Annotated in this window: 18 protein-coding genes; 11 read left to right on the top strand and 7 right to left on the bottom strand. The window is 38.0% G+C overall.

Annotated features, from left to right (window positions below):
• Positions 1-10 precede the first annotated feature (10 nt).
• The gene (locus ND811_RS03850) at positions 11-868 is read right to left on the bottom strand and encodes an MbnP family copper-binding protein (RefSeq protein WP_265350285.1); all 858 of its coding nucleotides are present in this window, start codon (positions 866-868) and stop codon (positions 11-13) included.
• Positions 869-954: 86 nt separating this feature from the next.
• Positions 955-1,332, bottom strand: coding sequence for an LIC_11090 family protein (locus tag ND811_RS03845; RefSeq protein WP_265350286.1), 378 nt, complete (start codon positions 1,330-1,332; stop codon positions 955-957).
• 212 nt (positions 1,333-1,544) lie between these two features.
• Between ND811_RS03845 and ND811_RS03840 the strand changes: the two genes are divergently transcribed.
• The gene (locus ND811_RS03840) at positions 1,545-1,871 is read left to right on the top strand and encodes an LB_289 family protein (protein WP_004784080.1); all 327 of its coding nucleotides are present in this window, start codon (positions 1,545-1,547) and stop codon (positions 1,869-1,871) included.
• A 67-nt stretch (positions 1,872-1,938) separates the two neighbouring features.
• Positions 1,939-3,915, top strand: coding sequence for a 7TM diverse intracellular signaling domain-containing protein (locus tag ND811_RS03835; protein ID WP_265350287.1), 1,977 nt, complete (start codon positions 1,939-1,941; stop codon positions 3,913-3,915).
• Positions 3,916-3,929: 14 nt separating this feature from the next.
• Here ND811_RS03835 and ND811_RS03830 read toward each other — a convergent pair whose 3' ends face one another.
• Positions 3,930-5,606 (bottom strand): Na/Pi cotransporter family protein, encoded by a 1,677-nt coding sequence (locus ND811_RS03830; protein ID WP_265350288.1) that lies wholly within the window; start codon positions 5,604-5,606, stop codon positions 3,930-3,932.
• 99 nt (positions 5,607-5,705) lie between these two features.
• Between ND811_RS03830 and ND811_RS03825 the strand changes: the two genes are divergently transcribed.
• The 4 genes from ND811_RS03825 (at position 5,706) to ND811_RS03810 (ending at position 7,492) form a co-directional block, all read left to right on the top strand.
• Positions 5,706-6,191 (top strand): FKBP-type peptidyl-prolyl cis-trans isomerase, encoded by a 486-nt coding sequence (locus ND811_RS03825; protein WP_265350289.1) that lies wholly within the window; start codon positions 5,706-5,708, stop codon positions 6,189-6,191.
• 255 nt (positions 6,192-6,446) lie between these two features.
• Complete coding sequence (locus ND811_RS03820; RefSeq protein WP_039928132.1) at positions 6,447-6,710, top strand: RNA recognition motif domain-containing protein; 264 nt, start codon at positions 6,447-6,449, stop codon at positions 6,708-6,710.
• A 207-nt stretch (positions 6,711-6,917) separates the two neighbouring features.
• On the top strand, positions 6,918-7,124 hold the full coding sequence (locus ND811_RS03815; RefSeq protein ID WP_135745481.1) for an AbrB/MazE/SpoVT family DNA-binding domain-containing protein: 207 nt from the start codon (positions 6,918-6,920) through the stop codon (positions 7,122-7,124).
• Entirely contained in the window at positions 7,121-7,492 is a 372-nt protein-coding gene (locus tag ND811_RS03810) for a type II toxin-antitoxin system VapC family toxin (protein ID WP_265350290.1), read from the top strand. Before ND811_RS03815 ends, ND811_RS03810 begins: the two co-directional genes overlap by 4 nt.
• A 37-nt stretch (positions 7,493-7,529) precedes the next feature.
• On the opposite strand, the gene ND811_RS03805 is transcribed toward ND811_RS03810, so the two are convergent.
• The gene (locus tag ND811_RS03805) at positions 7,530-7,982 is read right to left on the bottom strand and encodes an AAA family ATPase (RefSeq protein WP_265350291.1); all 453 of its coding nucleotides are present in this window, start codon (positions 7,980-7,982) and stop codon (positions 7,530-7,532) included.
• Between the two features lie 136 nt (positions 7,983-8,118).
• Here ND811_RS03805 and ND811_RS03800 point away from each other — a divergent pair, with 136 nt between their 5' ends.
• Positions 8,119-8,451 carry a hypothetical protein gene (locus ND811_RS03800; RefSeq protein ID WP_265350959.1) on the top strand — a complete coding sequence of 111 codons (333 nt, stop codon included), beginning with the start codon at positions 8,119-8,121 and terminating at the stop codon, positions 8,449-8,451.
• Positions 8,452-8,591: 140 nt separating this feature from the next.
• Positions 8,592-9,983 (top strand): class II fumarate hydratase, encoded by a 1,392-nt coding sequence (gene fumC / locus ND811_RS03795; RefSeq protein ID WP_265350292.1) that lies wholly within the window; start codon positions 8,592-8,594, stop codon positions 9,981-9,983.
• Positions 9,984-9,987: 4 nt separating this feature from the next.
• Here fumC and ND811_RS03790 read toward each other — a convergent pair whose 3' ends face one another.
• Both ND811_RS03790 and ND811_RS03785 read right to left on the bottom strand, forming a co-directional pair.
• Positions 9,988-10,386: an SRPBCC domain-containing protein gene (locus ND811_RS03790; RefSeq protein ID WP_265350293.1), complete on the bottom strand. Its 399-nt coding sequence runs from the start codon at positions 10,384-10,386 to the stop codon at positions 9,988-9,990.
• Between the two features lie 12 nt (positions 10,387-10,398).
• Complete coding sequence (locus tag ND811_RS03785) at positions 10,399-12,012, bottom strand: fumarate hydratase (RefSeq protein WP_265350294.1); 1,614 nt, start codon at positions 12,010-12,012, stop codon at positions 10,399-10,401.
• Positions 12,013-12,165: 153 nt separating this feature from the next.
• Between ND811_RS03785 and ND811_RS03780 the strand changes: the two genes are divergently transcribed.
• Positions 12,166-13,128 carry an LA_2444/LA_4059 family outer membrane protein gene (locus ND811_RS03780; RefSeq protein WP_265350295.1) on the top strand — a complete coding sequence of 321 codons (963 nt, stop codon included), beginning with the start codon at positions 12,166-12,168 and terminating at the stop codon, positions 13,126-13,128.
• A gap of 56 nt (positions 13,129-13,184) precedes the next feature.
• Positions 13,185-13,781, top strand: coding sequence for a class I SAM-dependent DNA methyltransferase (locus ND811_RS03775; protein WP_265350296.1), 597 nt, complete (start codon positions 13,185-13,187; stop codon positions 13,779-13,781).
• A gap of 221 nt (positions 13,782-14,002) precedes the next feature.
• Here ND811_RS03775 and ND811_RS03770 read toward each other — a convergent pair whose 3' ends face one another.
• Positions 14,003-14,356: a DUF3147 family protein gene (locus tag ND811_RS03770; protein WP_265350297.1), complete on the bottom strand. Its 354-nt coding sequence runs from the start codon at positions 14,354-14,356 to the stop codon at positions 14,003-14,005.
• 832 nt (positions 14,357-15,188) lie between these two features.
• Here ND811_RS03770 and ND811_RS03765 point away from each other — a divergent pair.
• Positions 15,189-15,827, top strand: coding sequence for a hypothetical protein (locus ND811_RS03765; RefSeq protein WP_265365514.1), 639 nt, complete (start codon positions 15,189-15,191; stop codon positions 15,825-15,827).
• Positions 15,828-15,836 lie beyond the last annotated feature (9 nt).

Raw genomic sequence — 15,836 nt, 5'->3', positions numbered from 1 at the left:
TAATATATTTTTATTTGAGACTAAATACTCGTTGTGTAATGGATTTATCTACTGCCCCACCATTCGATAAACCGAATGCTTGTATCAAAGGATAACAAGGTGCTGGATCATCACCATTCATAGGAACAGGCATACATGATGCATTCGCCGCACCTGGAGTGTGACCTTGAATCAGTTTATCCACATCAAAGGATATCTTTTGTCCCACTGGATTGTATTGCCCCGTTAGTTGAATGGAAGCCCTGTATTTTGCTGTGCAATTACCGTAGTTAGGAGCACCAGTACAACCTGTCGATCCTAAATGTAGTTTGGTAAAATTAGTTCCTGCGTTAACACTGAACTCAATATTTGCATGTTTATATCCACCAGTCCAAGACCAATACATAGAACCGATATTAAGCGGTGCCAATTGGACATTTTTATCCAAATGGTTTAATGCTTCAGGAACTCCGACAGAAAATTGGACTCCTGTATAAGTCCCAGGTGCTACACCACCTGAGACCTTTGTATTTGTTTCTTGCGTTTGCGTAGTTTCCAAATCTACAAGAGCCACTCCATTAGATTGCCAAACATTGTCAGCAGACAAAGATACGTCTGCTGTTGAACCATCCGCCCTTATCAATTTTACTTCCGAAATGTAGAGACGAAAATCGCGAAACTGGACGGTTCGAGCATCTGCAGAAGTAAAATTTGAACCAGTAACTAACTTCTGCCCATTTGCCAATGCTTCGAATTCTAAATTCACTGGTTGTGGCCATGCCAAAGCTAAAAGAGTTAAAGTTTCTGTGTCATCAGACTTGGATTTCGGAGTGCAGGAGGCTAATCCTATCACCGAAATGGAAAATATAATTTTTATAAATATATTCATAAATACCTAATATTCTAAAATACTGTTGTTATTTTTATTTAGCAGATATAAAAAATCTGCCACGGAATTGGTTTTCAGTATAGAACTTAGATACGAGGGGGTCTTAGCAAAGTAGGGATTTTTCCATCTAAAAGAGTGGAAGGAGATTCAGTCATTGTATAGATGATTACAGAAGGTGGAACCAATCTTATTGCAAGGCTTGGCCTGTCCATAGTTTGGTGGTGTGTTCGCAAAGAGACGGCATCTTTCTTTTGTTTTTTACAAGAACAGAGGTGAGCTTCCCCAGATTTTGCGTCATGACAACTTGGTTTGATTGATTCTTCCGATTTGTTTTGGTGGTCATGAGAAGAGGTGACTACAATGGTCTCCTCTCGATCTTCCGAAAAAAGCTGGTCCTCAGTGTTCCCATGTTTTTCTTTTTTGGATCCATGATTGCACTGACAAATTTTTGATGCAGACTCCACACAATAGCCAAGCAGCCCACTACCCAAAAAAAGGAATTGGGTACAGAGGAATATAGCCAAACTACCGGCGATCCACCGTCTAAAGTACATCTACCCCATCTTTGGTCACCCAACCCAAAAATCGAGCCATTTTTGGACAAATTTAGTGTCCCCCCTCCCGGCCTTTGAAAACATGGTATTGGAACCAATGCAAACGAGCTAGAGGTCATCAGATGAAACGCACGGAACTAGAACGCAGGGAAAGAGAACTGCGAAAGGCAGAAAAGAAAAAAATCCTACCTGGCCAAAAAGAAGCTATGAGTGTAGGTGATTATATTGATGCCCTATTTGGAATGTTTCGTTATGATTCGGATGAGATTTTTAATGCATCCGATGACGAAAACATTTTAGAACTTCTGGAAAACATGAAAATGGAACACCCGGAAAAACAGTGGGACGTAATCATACGCAAGGCTGTGAACAAAACTAAAGTAGAACAAAAAGAAAAGGCTTACGACTCACTTCGTATCCTTGCAGGAATTCCTGCAGTCACTGCATAATTCCTTTTTTTTGCTACAAACAGATTTACAAAGGAAGGTCTTGGTCTTATACTTGTGACCTTCCTGTATGAAACAGACAATCACCTTCATTCTGTTATGTCTCTTTCACACAAACGTATTTGCTGACTCTAAGACCTGCCCAAAAACAACTCCTATTGCACTTTCCTCTTTCGACAGCAAAACCTTTGACCTTTCCCCTCATTTAACTTATTTTTCCACAACCCCTTCCATTCATTCTCTTTCTGAAGTTAATTACCACTTCCAAACTTTTCCTACGGAAAGTTCAGAAGGTATCATCCCGAATTTTGGAAATACTGATAAACAATATTGGTTTTGTTTTGTGATTCATAATGATGAAAATGATTATAAACGTATCATTACCTATATAAAATACCCGCTACTAGATGAAGTAAGATTTATCGCCTTACGAGAATCAGGTGAAATTTCAGAAAACATTCAAGGAAGACTATATCCTTTTAGAAATAGAGAGAGGGATTACAGAGGGTTTAGTTATGGGACTGACCTTTTACCAAGTGAAACCGTCACCTACTTTGTAGGAGTCAAAACAGATAGTTCGATGTCTGTTCCGCTTATGGTAGCAGAAGAAAAGGATTTTGATAGCTTTGTTTCCTTAGATACGTTATTACAAGGTTTTTATTTCGGAATTGTTGGCGTTATGACTCTATACAATCTTTTTGTATATTTCATGGTTCGAGACAAAGCTTATATTTATTATGTTTTGTATTTATTTTTATCTGCAATTTTATTTCAATTTTCCATGCAAGGTTTATTTCCGACACTTTTTTTTCCATCATCTCCAGAAATCGTTTATCAAATACATAATCCACTTTACTTTCTTTTTTTAATCTCTTGTTTTCCTTTGAGTATTACCTTTATGAATTTAAAGGAAAACGCTCCAATCATTTATAAATGGTTTTTAGCACTTAGTATTATTCCTATTATCTGCCTCATTCTACTTCCTTTTTTACCTTACCGATTGATGAACATGGCAGGAGATATATTTTCTTTTTTATTGGCTTTTTTTGCCTTACTTGTATCTTTTTACATTGCATACATTAAAAAATTTCCGCCAGCTAGGTTTTATTTCTTTGGATTTTTCTTTGTGATAGTTGGTGGACTTGCAACTGTACTTAGATATATGGGTTTTGTTCCAGTTAATGTTTTCACAGAAAACGCATTTCAAATTGGAACTGCCATCGAAGTTTTACTCATGGCATTTGGACTTGGTGATAGAATCTCTGTAGTTCGAAAAGAAAAAGACAAAATCCAACTCAAAGCAGAAATCAACAAACAAAAGTTAATTGCCTATGGGAAAGAACTAAAGTTAGCTCAAAAACTACAGGAGTCTACACTACCTCAAATTCTTCCTAAATTCCCTGGCCTTATCATCAAAACAGGTTATTTTCCGGCTTCACTAGTGGGAGGAGATTTTTATGACCTCACTGTTTATGGCAAACACCAAATTTGTGGGCTCATTGCCGATGTGACGGGACATGGAGTACCTGCGGCCATTGAAGCTGCCATGTTAAAAATTGCTTATATGCAAACTTTGGCCTTTGCCAATAAACCGGGGAAGGTATTAGAAAGTATCAATGTTTCTCTTGTAGGTAACTATAAAAACCAATTACTAACTGCTAGTGCCATCTTTATCGATTTAGAGTCAAAACAATTAAAAGTGGCGAATGCAGGACACCCCGCCTTATACAAGTTTAATGAAGAATCTTCTTCAATTGAAGTGATCCGTCCTAAAGGCAAACTTATTGGATATTCAAAAGAAGTCCAGTATCCAGAAGAAACTTACAATCTCAACACTGGAGATAAAATTTTCCTTTTTACTGATGGGATTTGGGATTTATGGGAAAATGGAGATTCAGGAGAAGAGGAACTACTCCAATGGTTACTATCAAGAAAAGCAGAATCTGCGGAATCTTTGTACGGTGGGATTGATGAACACATACGCCTACGGAACAAAGAAGGTTCCGCAGACGATGATATAACATTTATACTATTTGAAATTACCTGAACAATTTATGCGAACTAAACGTCCGCATAAATCGCCGCATTAAGTAGTCTGGAAATATTGTCCAAGTTACGAGACACATCACGATAAAGTAGAGCCGGCATCAAATTGTCTTTTTTCTGATACTTTTTCTTCTTCACTTTGGAATCGTTCTTTTTAATGGAACGTATCATTTGGAAACGATACTCACGACTTTGGTTACGAATTTGCGGGTTCCCAAGGATATCAAAAGTTTCACTTTGGTCCAAGTTCACAAGCAAAATGTCATAATGGTGTTTGAGTAAATCCATTTGTTCTTTTACGGAATTTCCGAACGTTTTGTCCAAAGATACTTTTTGACGGTGAGATTTTCTCATTTTTCTTGCAATGGAGGCAAAGTTGTCACCCATTTCTTCGACCGCTTTTACCCTTTCCATAATTCCCAAAACATCTTTTGCATAGTTTCCGGTAATACCTGTTTCTTGGATTTGATTCAGGTAAGTGAGCACTTCCGTACGAACTTGGTCTAACTCTTCTTCCTTTTTTAATACCTGAAGAACACGAGTGGCATCGTAAGGTTGTAGTAAAATCTGTTCTGTCAAACGAAGGAAATCATATGTATCACGAATGATTTTTTTCGTGAACTCCACAAGTTCCACCATAGCAAGTTCTGTTGTTTTTACTGCACCAGCTTGCAATAACCGAATAGAATCTTTGTCTTTTCCTGTTTTAGATGCAAGTCCATCCACAATGGCACTTACCACTTTGGAAATTGTATTCACAAACCAAATGAGGACAAGTGTGTTTGTCACATTAAACATTGTATGGAACAAAGAAATATGAAACCTTGTTGATTCTTTATCTGTGAGCGGATCTCCAGGAATCAAATCATCCACAATACCAGTAAACAGTTTAAAAAAGAGAAGTGCCCAAACCACACCGAACACATTGAACATGGTATGTGCTAGAGCTGCTTTTTTCGCGTTTCGATTTCCTGGAATGGCTGCAAGGTTAGCAGTGATTGTGGTTCCAATATTTTCCCCAAGGATCATTCCATAAGCCGCATCGATCGGGATGTAACCTGAGAATGCAAGAGTGATGGTGATGGTTGTGGAAGCGGAAGAAGACTGGATCACAATTGTGAGTAAAGCCCCAATGAGAACAAACAACAAGATGGTGTTGAATCCCATACTAGTGTATTGTTGTAAAAAAAGAAAACTTTCAGGATCTTTTGCACTATCAGGAACGGATGTTTTTAAATAATCCAATCCTAAAAACAAAAATCCAAACCCAATGAGGAAACTTCCCCAGCCAGATCTGCTTTCTTTTCTTGAAAAATTTAAGATCACCCCTGCGGCTACTGCTGGCAATGCGAATGATGCAATATTAAACTTAAATCCTAAAAAGGAGACAATCCATGCAGTGATGGTGGTCCCGATATTGGCCCCCATGATCACACCGATGGCCTGGGCGAGAGAAATGAGTCCAGCATTCACAAAACCAACCACAAGAACGGTGGTTGCCGAACTAGATTGTATTGTAGATGTAATAAATAGTCCACTAAACACAGCGGAGACTCTATTTCTCGTCATTGACGAAAGAAAGGAACGAAGCCGATCTCCCGCCACACGTTGTAAGGACTCACTTAGTAATTTCATTCCGTAGATGAAAATCCCGAGTCCACCTAAAACTTGAATAAGTAGTGACCAATTCATAGATGTAATATTTCCAAGGTTTAATTTCTTTGATTACAATTTGGTACCAACCTTTTATTCGGTTGCAGTATTTTTTTCCGTTGGTACTTTGTAACCAATATGTCAAAAACCATCAGCAAAGGAATGGTTGTAGGATTTTCCTATCACCTAAAGAACGACCAGGGAGAAACTCTGGACCAATCAGACGAACCGTTATTATACCTCCACGGCTGGCAAAATATCATTCCCGGTTTGGAAAAAGAACTAGAAGGATTAGTGAACGGAGATTCTAAGAATGTAACTGTACCACCTGAAGATGGTTATGGGACATATAACGAAGCCCTCATTTTTCAAGTCCCCAAAACAGAACTCCCTCCCGAAGCAGAGTTAGAAGTGGGAATGGAATTCCAAACAGACACTCCTGAAGGTAGAATGGTTCTATATTTACAAGAGGTTCGTGATGCCGATGTCATTCTGAACGGCAATCATCCGTTAGCTGGAGAAACCCTTCACTTCGCAGTCACAATCAAATCCATTCGTGAAGCAACAGAAGAAGAATTGCAACATGGTCATGTGCACGGTCCAGGCGGACACCACCACCACTAGAAATCCTTCTTTCGTTATTTTCACTCTGGGTCTTCTTTCAGATTGCTTTTTTTAGAAAGGGTAATTACACTGACAGAAGATTCAGAGTATTGTTGATTTTCACCGCCGAAGTAGTCCTTTCAAGCTTGCACGCTGGTAGCTTTCCCAAGTTTTTCCCTGCATTTTTCTGGAGTTCTTACCCAAAATCCCGCATAGGGTCCCGACGATTGTAAATCTAGAATTCCCGAGTCAACTTTAACAAACAGGACAAAAACTATGTCAGTAAACATTTACGTTGGCAACCTCTCTTACGATATGACTGAAGGTAAACTCAGTGAGCTTTTCGGAGCACACGGAGCAGTAACTTCTGCAAAAATCATCACTGACCAGTATTCTGGTCGTTCTAAAGGTTTCGGATTCATCGAAATGAAAGATGGAAAAGAAGCTGATAACGCGATCAAAGATCTGAACGGAAAAAACGTTCTTAACCGTGAGATGAAAGTAAACATCGCAAAACCTAAAACTAACAACTGGAGATAATCTAGTTTGTTAAAAGGCCGTCGCTTAACTTTGTTTAAGTGGCGGTTTTTTTTGCCCTTTTCGTTTTTTGAATTTAACTTCCTACCAAACTCACGTCCAAAACTCAGACAATCCGAATAGACTCCAAATAAAATCATTCACCTTTCTTTACCTTATCTCGTTGACAATTGATCGATCTTCATCTAGTATTACGAAAGAGGTATCGATATGGGAAAAGTGACAGTCTCACCAAAATTTCAAGTGGTCATTCCAAAAGAAATTCGTGAACAAATCGGTGTTAAAGCTGGTATGAAACTCGAAATGATAACTTTTGGAAATCGAATGGAGTTAATCCCTATTGAACCAATTAAAAAATTGAAAGGTTCTTTAGCCGGTATGGACAGTAAATTAAATCGTGATGGAGATCGAATTTGAATGTAGTTGATTCTTCCGGATGGTTAGAGTATTTCGGTGGCACGAATCGAGCGAATTTATTTTCTGAAGCCATTGAAAAAACGGAAACCTTAATTGTTCCAAGTTTGTCTTTATTTGAAATTTTCAATAAAGTTTATAAAGAAAAGGGTGAAGACCTTGCTCTTAAAATTGTAGCCCATATGCAACTTGGCACAGTGGTCAATTTAGATTCGAGAATTTCCATCTATGCCGCAAAGATCAGCGTGGAAAAATCAATCCCGATGGCAGATAGTATTATTTATGCAACGGCACAGCTAAATAAAGCAATCCTTTGGACTCAAGACAATGATTTCCGAGGATTACAAGGCGTGAAGTTTTTCGAAAAATAAACCGTAACAATATGTTTTTAATTAGGTTGATCTTTCCCTACAAAACCACCTGATATTTCGATTTCATTTTCTCTATCTGTTCCCCAGGTATTTGATGTACATTCTTTCCACCGTGTCTGTTCTCCACAGTCACAACATGAAGTTTATATCCAAATTCATTCGCTAAACGAATGTAAGGCTCCAATTCCCAATCTAAGGTAAAGGTATTATCCACGATAACAAAAGGAATTTTATCTTCGAGGGCCTTTTTGGTTTTGGCTTCACAGTCTTTATAAGCTAAATGGTTTTTTTGATAATCAAAATGATATTCACCCAATTCATTTTCAAAATAGGAATCAATAGAAAAGATAGGTGCCCCATTGGTTAGGGAAATGGCTTTTGCTAAACTCGTTTTTCCTGAACCGGGAATTCCTCGTAATACAAGTAGGGTTTTGTTAGTCTCGCTTGAAGTGAGATTTGTTTCAGAGTTTGACAGATTTTTCGGCTCCATTCTCCAAAACCTGGTCCTTTTTCCTCACTTGGAAAGAGAAAAATCTCGCAAGGAATGGTTCTGTCTGAAAGAATAGAGCAGAAACAAGGAGACTTTTGTGTCATACGAAGCATATAAACTCATTCATATTTTCGGAATGTATCTTTTATTTTTTTCCCTAGGCGGAATCACTCTCTACACTATCAATGGGGGAAAAAAATCGGAAAACAAATTTAAAGCTGCGGCCGCCATCTTTCACGGTGTAGGTCTATTACTCCTTCTCGTTGCTGGATTTGGACTTATGAAGTTTCGCGGAATTTCTCATTCGGCACTTCCAGTTTGGGTGATTTTAAAGATTGTCATCTGGCTTGCGTTTGGTGGTCTTTTAGCAATGGCTTCTAAAAAAGAGAAATTTGCCAAAATCCTTTGGTTTGTATTTCCAGTTTTAGGTCTGTTTGCTGCTTACCTTGCATTCTACCAACCATTTTAATTTTTGATGATAGAACCCTCCCGTAATCTCTAACACGGGAGGATTTGATTTTTCATTCCCACCTTTTTCTTTTTCGATTCCCAAACCAAACTCCGTCTACATAAAGAACACAACTATTCAAAGTGGATTTGTGAGGGACTATGAAAACAAGAATCGAAACCGACTCTATGGGTGAAATTAAAGTAGAAAACACTCGTTACTGGGGTGCACAAACCGAACGTTCCCTCCATCACTTTCACATCGGCAATGACAGGTTCCCCAGAGAAATGATACGAGCTCTTGGGATTTTAAAAAAATCCGCAGCGCTGACAAATAAAGATTTGGGAATCTTATCCGCAGAAAAAGCAGATCTTATTGTGAAGGCGGCTGAAGAAGTCATCAATGGAACTTTGGATGCACACTTCCCTCTTGTGATTTGGCAAACGGGATCGGGGACACAAACCAATATGAATGTAAATGAAGTTATCTCCAATCGTGCCATCGAAATGGCAGGAGGAGTGATAGGTTCCAAAAATCCCATCCATCCCAATGATGATGTCAACAAAGCCCAAAGTTCCAACGATACCTTTCCGACAGCTATGCACATTGCTTGCGCTGAACAACTCACACATAAACTGATTCCCGCCTTACAAACGCTTCATGATACCTTGGATCATAAAACAAAAGAGTTTACGGATATCATTAAAATTGGTCGGACTCATTTGCAAGATGCTACTCCACTCACTCTTGGTCAGGAATTTTCAGGTTATGTACAGCAGTTATCCTATTCCATTGAAAGAATCCAACGGGTGTTACCATCGGTTTACCGTCTGGCCTTTGGAGGAACTGCGGTAGGAACTGGACTCAATACCCATCCCAATTTTGCAGTGAAAGTCGCCGCTGCGATTGCTAAAGAAACAGGTCTCCCCTTTGTTACTGCGGAAAATAAATTCGAAGCCCTTGCCGCCCATGATTCGCTTGTAGAAGTAAGCGGAGTTTTGAAAACGATTGCCTGTTCTCTGATGAAGATCGCAAATGATATCCGCTGGTTAGCATCTGGTCCGCGCTCTGGCATAGGTGAAATCTCCCTCCCGGAAAACGAACCTGGCTCTTCCATTATGCCAGGCAAAGTCAATCCAACACAGTCCGAAGCTATGACGATGGTGGCAGCTCAGGTCATCGGAAATGATGTGGCAGTAAATTTCGGAGGTGCTTCGGGAAATTTTGAATTGAATGTATTCAAACCACTCATTATTTTCAATGTTCTTAATTCCATACGGCTGTTAGCTGATGTATCCGTTTCTTTTGAAGAACATTGTGTACGAGGGATTGTAGCTAATAAAGAGACAATCAATCAAAACTTAAACCGATCTCTAATGCTTGTGACGGCACTCAATCCATACATAGGTTATGACAAAGCAGCAAAAATAGCGAAAACCGCTTACAAAGAAAATTTAACCTTAAAAGAGGCAGGTATCAAATTAGGCATCCTAACAGCAGAAGAATTTGATCTTTGGGTGAAACCAGAGGAAATGATTTCACCTAAAGAATAAAAATCTAACCTAAAGTTTTAATGGCATTTCGAATCTTTTCCCAATAGTTTTGGCGCCAACTTTCTTCAATACCAGGGATAAGTTCTTTTGGTACACCACGATGAGTTAACACAACTTCAGTTCCACCTTCAGAAGTTTGTTTGAAAGTGAAGGAAGCCATCGAAAAAATACCTTCGGGGAAATCGTTTCTTCTCCAAGCTTGTACAATTCGCACTGAAGGTTTAAGGTCTACGATGATTCCAGAAACCTTTCCCGACATGGTATAAAAAGAACCACCAATCTCTTTGCTGATTAATGCAGTTTCGCCAGTCAGTGCAGTCACTTTCTTAGAATCTGCGATGAACTGATAGATCGTTATTGGTGGAGCCTTGAATTTAACTTTCTGTTGAATCGTTTTACACATCTGGAAAAAATTTCAATTCAACTTCTGGAAAAAATCATTTCCTTTATCATCTACCACGATAAATGCAGGAAAGTTTTCCACATCAATCGACCAAACGGCTTCCATACCTAACTCAGGAAAATCAAGGACTTCCACTTTTTTGATATTTTCTTTTGCAAGTAGGGCTGCTGGACCACCGATCGATCCGAGATAAAACCCACCATTTTTTTTGCAGCTATCTGTGACCACCTTGGAACGATTTCCTTTAGCAAGAGAAATCATAGAATAACCTTTCTCTTGAAAAAGAGGAACGTAACTATCCATACGACCTGCCGTTGTCGGGCCAAATGATCCCGATGGCATCCCTTCTGGAGTTTTGGCAGGACCTGCATAATACACCGGATGGTTTTTGAAATAATCAGGAAGAGGTTCCCCCTTATCTAATTTTTCCTTTAACTTCGCATGAGCAATGTCACGAGCCACAACGAGACGACCAGACAACATAACACGTGTTTTTACAGGATATTGAGTGAGGACTTTGAGAATTTCAGGCATTGGTTGATTGAGATTGATATGAACCGACTCTGTATTGGAATCCACTTCATCAATGGTTGGTAAAAACTTAGATGGGTCATATTCTAGTTTTTCTAAATAGATTCCGTCTTTTGTAATTTTTGCTTTGATGTTACGATCCGCACTGCAACTCACACCAAGTCCCACAGGACAAGAAGCACCGTGGCGAGGGAGACGAATGACTTTAAAATCATGAGCCAAATACTTCCCACCAAACTGAGCTCCTATCCCTGATTTTTGAGCCGCAACCAACATCTTTTCTTCAAGTTCCACATCTCGGAACGCAGAACCAAATTTATCTCCCTTGGTTGGCAAATGATCCAAATACCCAGCTGACGCTAGTTTTACGGTTTTTAGATTGGCTTCTGCAGAGGTTCCCCCAATCACAACGGCTATATGGTAAGGAGGACAAGCCGCCGTACCCAAGTTGGATACTTTTTCAGTGATGAATTTTTCAAGAGAAGCCGGATTGAGTAACGCTTTAGTTTCTTGGAATAAATAAGTTTTGTTCGCAGACCCACCGCCTTTTGCCAAAAATAGGAAACTGTATTTGTCACCAGGTGTGGAGTAAATATCAATCTGCGCAGGTAAATTGGAACCGGAATTGACCTCATCATACATTGTGAGGGGAACCACTTGTGAATATCGTAAGTTTCGGTTTACATAGGTATTATATATTCCACGGGAAATGGCTTCTGCATCATCGCCACCGGTGATCACATACTCCCCTTTTTTTGCCATAACAATCCCTGTTCCTGTATCTTGGCAGGAAGGAAGTTGTTTGTCTGCCGCAATCACAGCATTTTTTAGGAGAGCCATTGCCACAAAACGATCGTTTGGTGTTGATTCAGGATCGTCTAAGATTTTACGAACTTTTTTTAGGTGTGCCGTTCTTAGATAAAAAGAGACATCTTCCATTGCCTTTTCTGCAAGAAAGGTAAGTCCTTCCGGTTCCACTTTTAGAATTTCCTTATCACCAAAGGGGACAGTACTTACAAAATCCTTTGTTAATAATTTGTATTCAGTGGTGTCCTCTTTTAAAGGGAAAGGATCGGCGTAAAAAAACTCTGGCATGGTAACCTCTATTTATAACTTCTAATTTCGGGAGATTCCTTGTTTCGTAAATGAATTTTTGCCGGGACTGTTGGAAAGACCTAGAAGATAACTAAAATCCAAAAGGTAAAAAATCGTTTCTATTTTTTTTAAATCAGTCTATAACAAGGAAAAATGAAACAGAACCTAATTTGTATATTCCTCGTTTCTGTCTCTTCGATGATTTTTGCGGAAGGCCGGGAGTTGGAAACCCCTACCCCCGAAGGAAAAAACAAAAAATCAGAATGGAGTTTGCTCTTAAAAAGACAAACCTACCACTACCTTCCTTACGAATACAGTTCCCTCACTGATAAAAACGAATCCATTCTCCCCACTCGTTCCAGTTCTGCTTTGAAAGAAAATGGGAAGGTTCTCATTCCCTTTGTGTTCAGTTACGAAAACTTAGAGAAAGGATTCAAAGTAGATCTTTCCTATTTTGAAATTGAAATTGTAAACGCAAATACTCTACTTTACCAGCAGTCGACCCAAGGAGGAAACGTATCACGATTTTATCTTTCTCCGATGGCTCGGTCTGAGTTTGAACTCAATCTTTATAAAACCTTTGTTCCCACAAAGGATTGGAAACTGAATCTGGGAGGTGGGATTCGTAATATCAATCGTTATCTCTACGGAAATTACTTAGGCCAAGGAACCTTCAAAGAATACTTTTTTACTTACGGCCCACAAGCCTCTATCCAATCCACCTACCAACTGAACCAAGATTTTGCATTTCACCTAACAATGGATTTATTTTATACACAAGGCACTCGGTTTTTCAAACAACCAAATTTGATGGAAGATAGAATCCAATATTCATTGTCCACAGCTGGCACTGAAGGAATTTTTCGCGGTTATGAATTGGATGGTTCTCTTTCCTATTCCTTCCATCCCAATCTGAAATTCTTTGTAGGATACAATATGATTGTTTCTAAGTTCTCGTATTTAAACTACAATGAAATCCAAATCAGCCGAAGTACGGAAAATTTAGGATCACAAAATCCTTCCATAACTGGAAGTTGGGAAATGAATCTTCCAAAAAAATCAGAAAACTTTGATCGATTGCGAGGGATCTATTTGGGTATGATGGTAAGTTTTTAGGCCAATCTTTCGCGATCCAAGCTAGAAGCAGATCGTTCTTTACTGTCTAATATGAGATGGAACCAAATGTTTTTGACCAACTGGCAAACCAGTATGATACAACAGAAAGAAAAGAATTAGCAGAGGATATAGCAAGTGCGGTCCAAGCAGAATGTAAAGAAAGCCAATCCAAAACGGTATTTGATTATGGATGCGGAACTGGACTTGTAGGCCTCACCTTAACTTCCTTAGTGGAACGTGTCGTGTTCATTGATTCGTCGGAACCAATGCTTGACATTGTCAGAGAAAAAATCAAAAGATTGAATGTACACAATGCAGAAGTGATCCACTCGAATTTTCTTCAAAATTCCAATACCAAAAAAGCGGATCTATTACTTGTTTCTTTAGTTCTATTGCATATTCCTGATACAAAGAAAATTCTTCATTTTTTTTATGAAATTCTAAATCCCAATGGAAAGGTTCTCATTGTTGATTTTGATAAAAATGAAAAAGTTTCCCATCCTAAAGTACATAGTGGATTTGATCAAAAGGATTTGATGGGTTTATTTAAAAAAACTGGGTTTCAAACAGTATCATCTTCTATCATTTTAGAAAAGAAAAATGTATTTATGAATCAAGATGCTTCCATTTTTCTAATGGTTGCGCAAAAATAAAACTTATGTTATGCGTGTGAATCATCATTTTGTGCTAAACTATCTTTATATTTTTGTAACTCAATTTTAAAATCAACTTTGCAATCATTTGGCATTTTTAAATTAATTCTCATAAAATGGTCCTTACCCGATAAAGAGTTTTAAAATTCGAATTATAGACCTATCTTTCGACAATAGAAAAGAAGTCTTATCAAAATTAAATGAATTCAAAAACTACCATATTAATCGAATAAATGAATTCCAAATCGACTTAAGATGAGTTGGAAAAAATAAAACATAAAAAATGTTAAAATCATACTAAGAAGAAGAGCCATCCAAAATCCAAACATTTGGTAAAGTTTTGGAAATACTAAAAACATCGGCAAGGTGGGCAAAACAAACCAAAACGTATAATATGCATGATTCGATATTTTTTCTGTGGATACTTTTTCTATTTTTAACCAAATGAGTGTTAGGATCGTGACCAAAGGAAGAGAGGCAATGAAACTACCAAGCCTGTCATTTCGTTTTGCCACTTCGGAAATAAGGACCACAAGGGCCGCTGTCAGTAAGTATTTGAGAAATATATAGAACACGTATCAGTACTCCTTATTGGTGATCATACTCTTTCATTCTTTTTTTCAAACTTCCTTTTTTTAAGAGCTTGCCTTTCTTTCTTTCTTCTTTGGTTTGGATTCCATATTTTTTTGGATCTTTCTAGACCTGGTCAAGTTGATTTCATTAAGATTGATCCAATCCTTAGGCCCTATCTTAAAAACCAGTCCTCCAATGACTATTCAAGGAATATCATCTAAGTTTTTTTAGGTACTACGTAACCTATCATTTTGTATTGAATGGTTTCTTCAAAACCTTTGGGGAGATTTTTTTAACGATGACTCTTAGTTTGTCAGCATGAAGAATTTGTTTCAATCAAAATATCCGAGCTATCTTAATCACCACAAAAATATAAAGAAAATTTCGGATGGATATGAATAAGAGTATTTAGAACTAAAAATGCCATCTCATTCAATTCATAACCTAACATAAATGATGCAATAGATCTTATAAGAAATTATTTAATATCTATATTTGAACTGAGTTCAAAAAAAAAATTTCAAAAAACCGTCAAAAACGTTTTAGAATCATTCAATCGAAAGCAAATATTCTTTACTTGCGAGTTACTTTTTAAGTTCACTAGAAAACATGTGTTACAGCACAAAAATCCTTTGAAGTTAAGTTACACTTTGAAATTATCAAATTTAAAGAATATTCTACTATTATTTTTTACGTTCTTTTCATTTTCAAGTTTTACCTTGATGGATTTTTGGAACGAACGAATTCCAACTGGACTTTAGACGACAAACTCCTTATATAGGAACCTTAGTTGTTTATTTATTGAGTGCAGGTATGAAGGAGAGAGACCGGTGGTTGCTGGTTTCAGCTGCGTTTGCGGAATTTAGGGGGAATGAGAGGGGAAATCAAACATATATAGAAAAAACAATAGGACAAAATGCGTCACACTTAGGGAAACCGCATATTTCAAAAGCACTCCAATATGCTCTGGCAGCTTATTATTTGATGCCAGCAGATTATGATTTTGATCGCGTGAGAAATCTATTTATAGGTTTTACTATGGGAAAAAGGGCAGGCGGTTCTTATAACTCGATAGAAGGAAAGACAGATGATAGAGTGCATATTGGGAAATCATGGAAAATGGCCTTCGCTGCATACATGCTCACGAAAGAAAAAGACCATGATTTTATTTTAAAGTTTATGTATGCAGGTTACATGGAGGGAAGAAAGAAGGACTTAGCTGTTAATTCTTTTATGCAAGGACTAGAGCTTTGGCTCAAAGCATGGACATTGCCAAGGTTTTTTCAACTTGTTGTCGGGATTATCATGATGATCGTTGGTTTTAAGACTTTGAATCCTTATCTTGCCTTGGCTGGTTTTTCGACTACTATCGATAGTATAAATTATGGTGGTGAGAATCCGAGAGACAATGAGTATTCTCATCCTGAAGAAATGAATCATGGCCAAGGCTATGCATATGTTGTAACTCAATAAAGGTGAGAT

Source organism: Leptospira soteropolitanensis (genome assembly GCF_026151655.1).
GTDB lineage: Bacteria > Spirochaetota > Leptospiria > Leptospirales > Leptospiraceae > Leptospira_A > Leptospira_A soteropolitanensis.
Note: the sequence above shows the minus strand (reverse complement) of the source record. Positions and strands in the feature narration are given on the sequence as shown.

What these genes read in the sequence shown, in the direction of transcription:
- ND811_RS03850 (WP_265350285.1), bottom strand. Translation starts at nt 868, where the DNA reads ATGAATATATTTATAAAAATTATATTTTCCATTTCGGTGATAGGATTA.
- ND811_RS03840 (WP_004784080.1), top strand. Translation starts at nt 1,545, where the DNA reads ATGAAACGCACGGAACTAGAACGCAGGGAAAGAGAACTGCGAAAGGCA.
- ND811_RS03835 (WP_265350287.1), top strand. Translation starts at nt 1,939, where the DNA reads ATGAAACAGACAATCACCTTCATTCTGTTATGTCTCTTTCACACAAAC.
- ND811_RS03830 (WP_265350288.1), bottom strand. Translation starts at nt 5,606, where the DNA reads ATGAATTGGTCACTACTTATTCAAGTTTTAGGTGGACTCGGGATTTTC.
- ND811_RS03825 (WP_265350289.1), top strand. Translation starts at nt 5,706, where the DNA reads ATGTCAAAAACCATCAGCAAAGGAATGGTTGTAGGATTTTCCTATCAC.
- ND811_RS03820 (WP_039928132.1), top strand. Translation starts at nt 6,447, where the DNA reads ATGTCAGTAAACATTTACGTTGGCAACCTCTCTTACGATATGACTGAA.
- ND811_RS03815 (WP_135745481.1), top strand. Translation starts at nt 6,918, where the DNA reads ATGGGAAAAGTGACAGTCTCACCAAAATTTCAAGTGGTCATTCCAAAA.
- ND811_RS03805 (WP_265350291.1), bottom strand. Translation starts at nt 7,982, where the DNA reads ATGGAGCCGAAAAATCTGTCAAACTCTGAAACAAATCTCACTTCAAGC.
- ND811_RS03800 (WP_265350959.1), top strand. Translation starts at nt 8,119, where the DNA reads ATGTATCTTTTATTTTTTTCCCTAGGCGGAATCACTCTCTACACTATC.
- fumC (WP_265350292.1), top strand. Translation starts at nt 8,592, where the DNA reads ATGAAAACAAGAATCGAAACCGACTCTATGGGTGAAATTAAAGTAGAA.
- ND811_RS03790 (WP_265350293.1), bottom strand. Translation starts at nt 10,386, where the DNA reads ATGTGTAAAACGATTCAACAGAAAGTTAAATTCAAGGCTCCACCAATA.
- ND811_RS03785 (WP_265350294.1), bottom strand. Translation starts at nt 12,012, where the DNA reads ATGCCAGAGTTTTTTTACGCCGATCCTTTCCCTTTAAAAGAGGACACC.
- ND811_RS03780 (WP_265350295.1), top strand. Translation starts at nt 12,166, where the DNA reads ATGAAACAGAACCTAATTTGTATATTCCTCGTTTCTGTCTCTTCGATG.
- ND811_RS03775 (WP_265350296.1), top strand. Translation starts at nt 13,185, where the DNA reads ATGGAACCAAATGTTTTTGACCAACTGGCAAACCAGTATGATACAACA.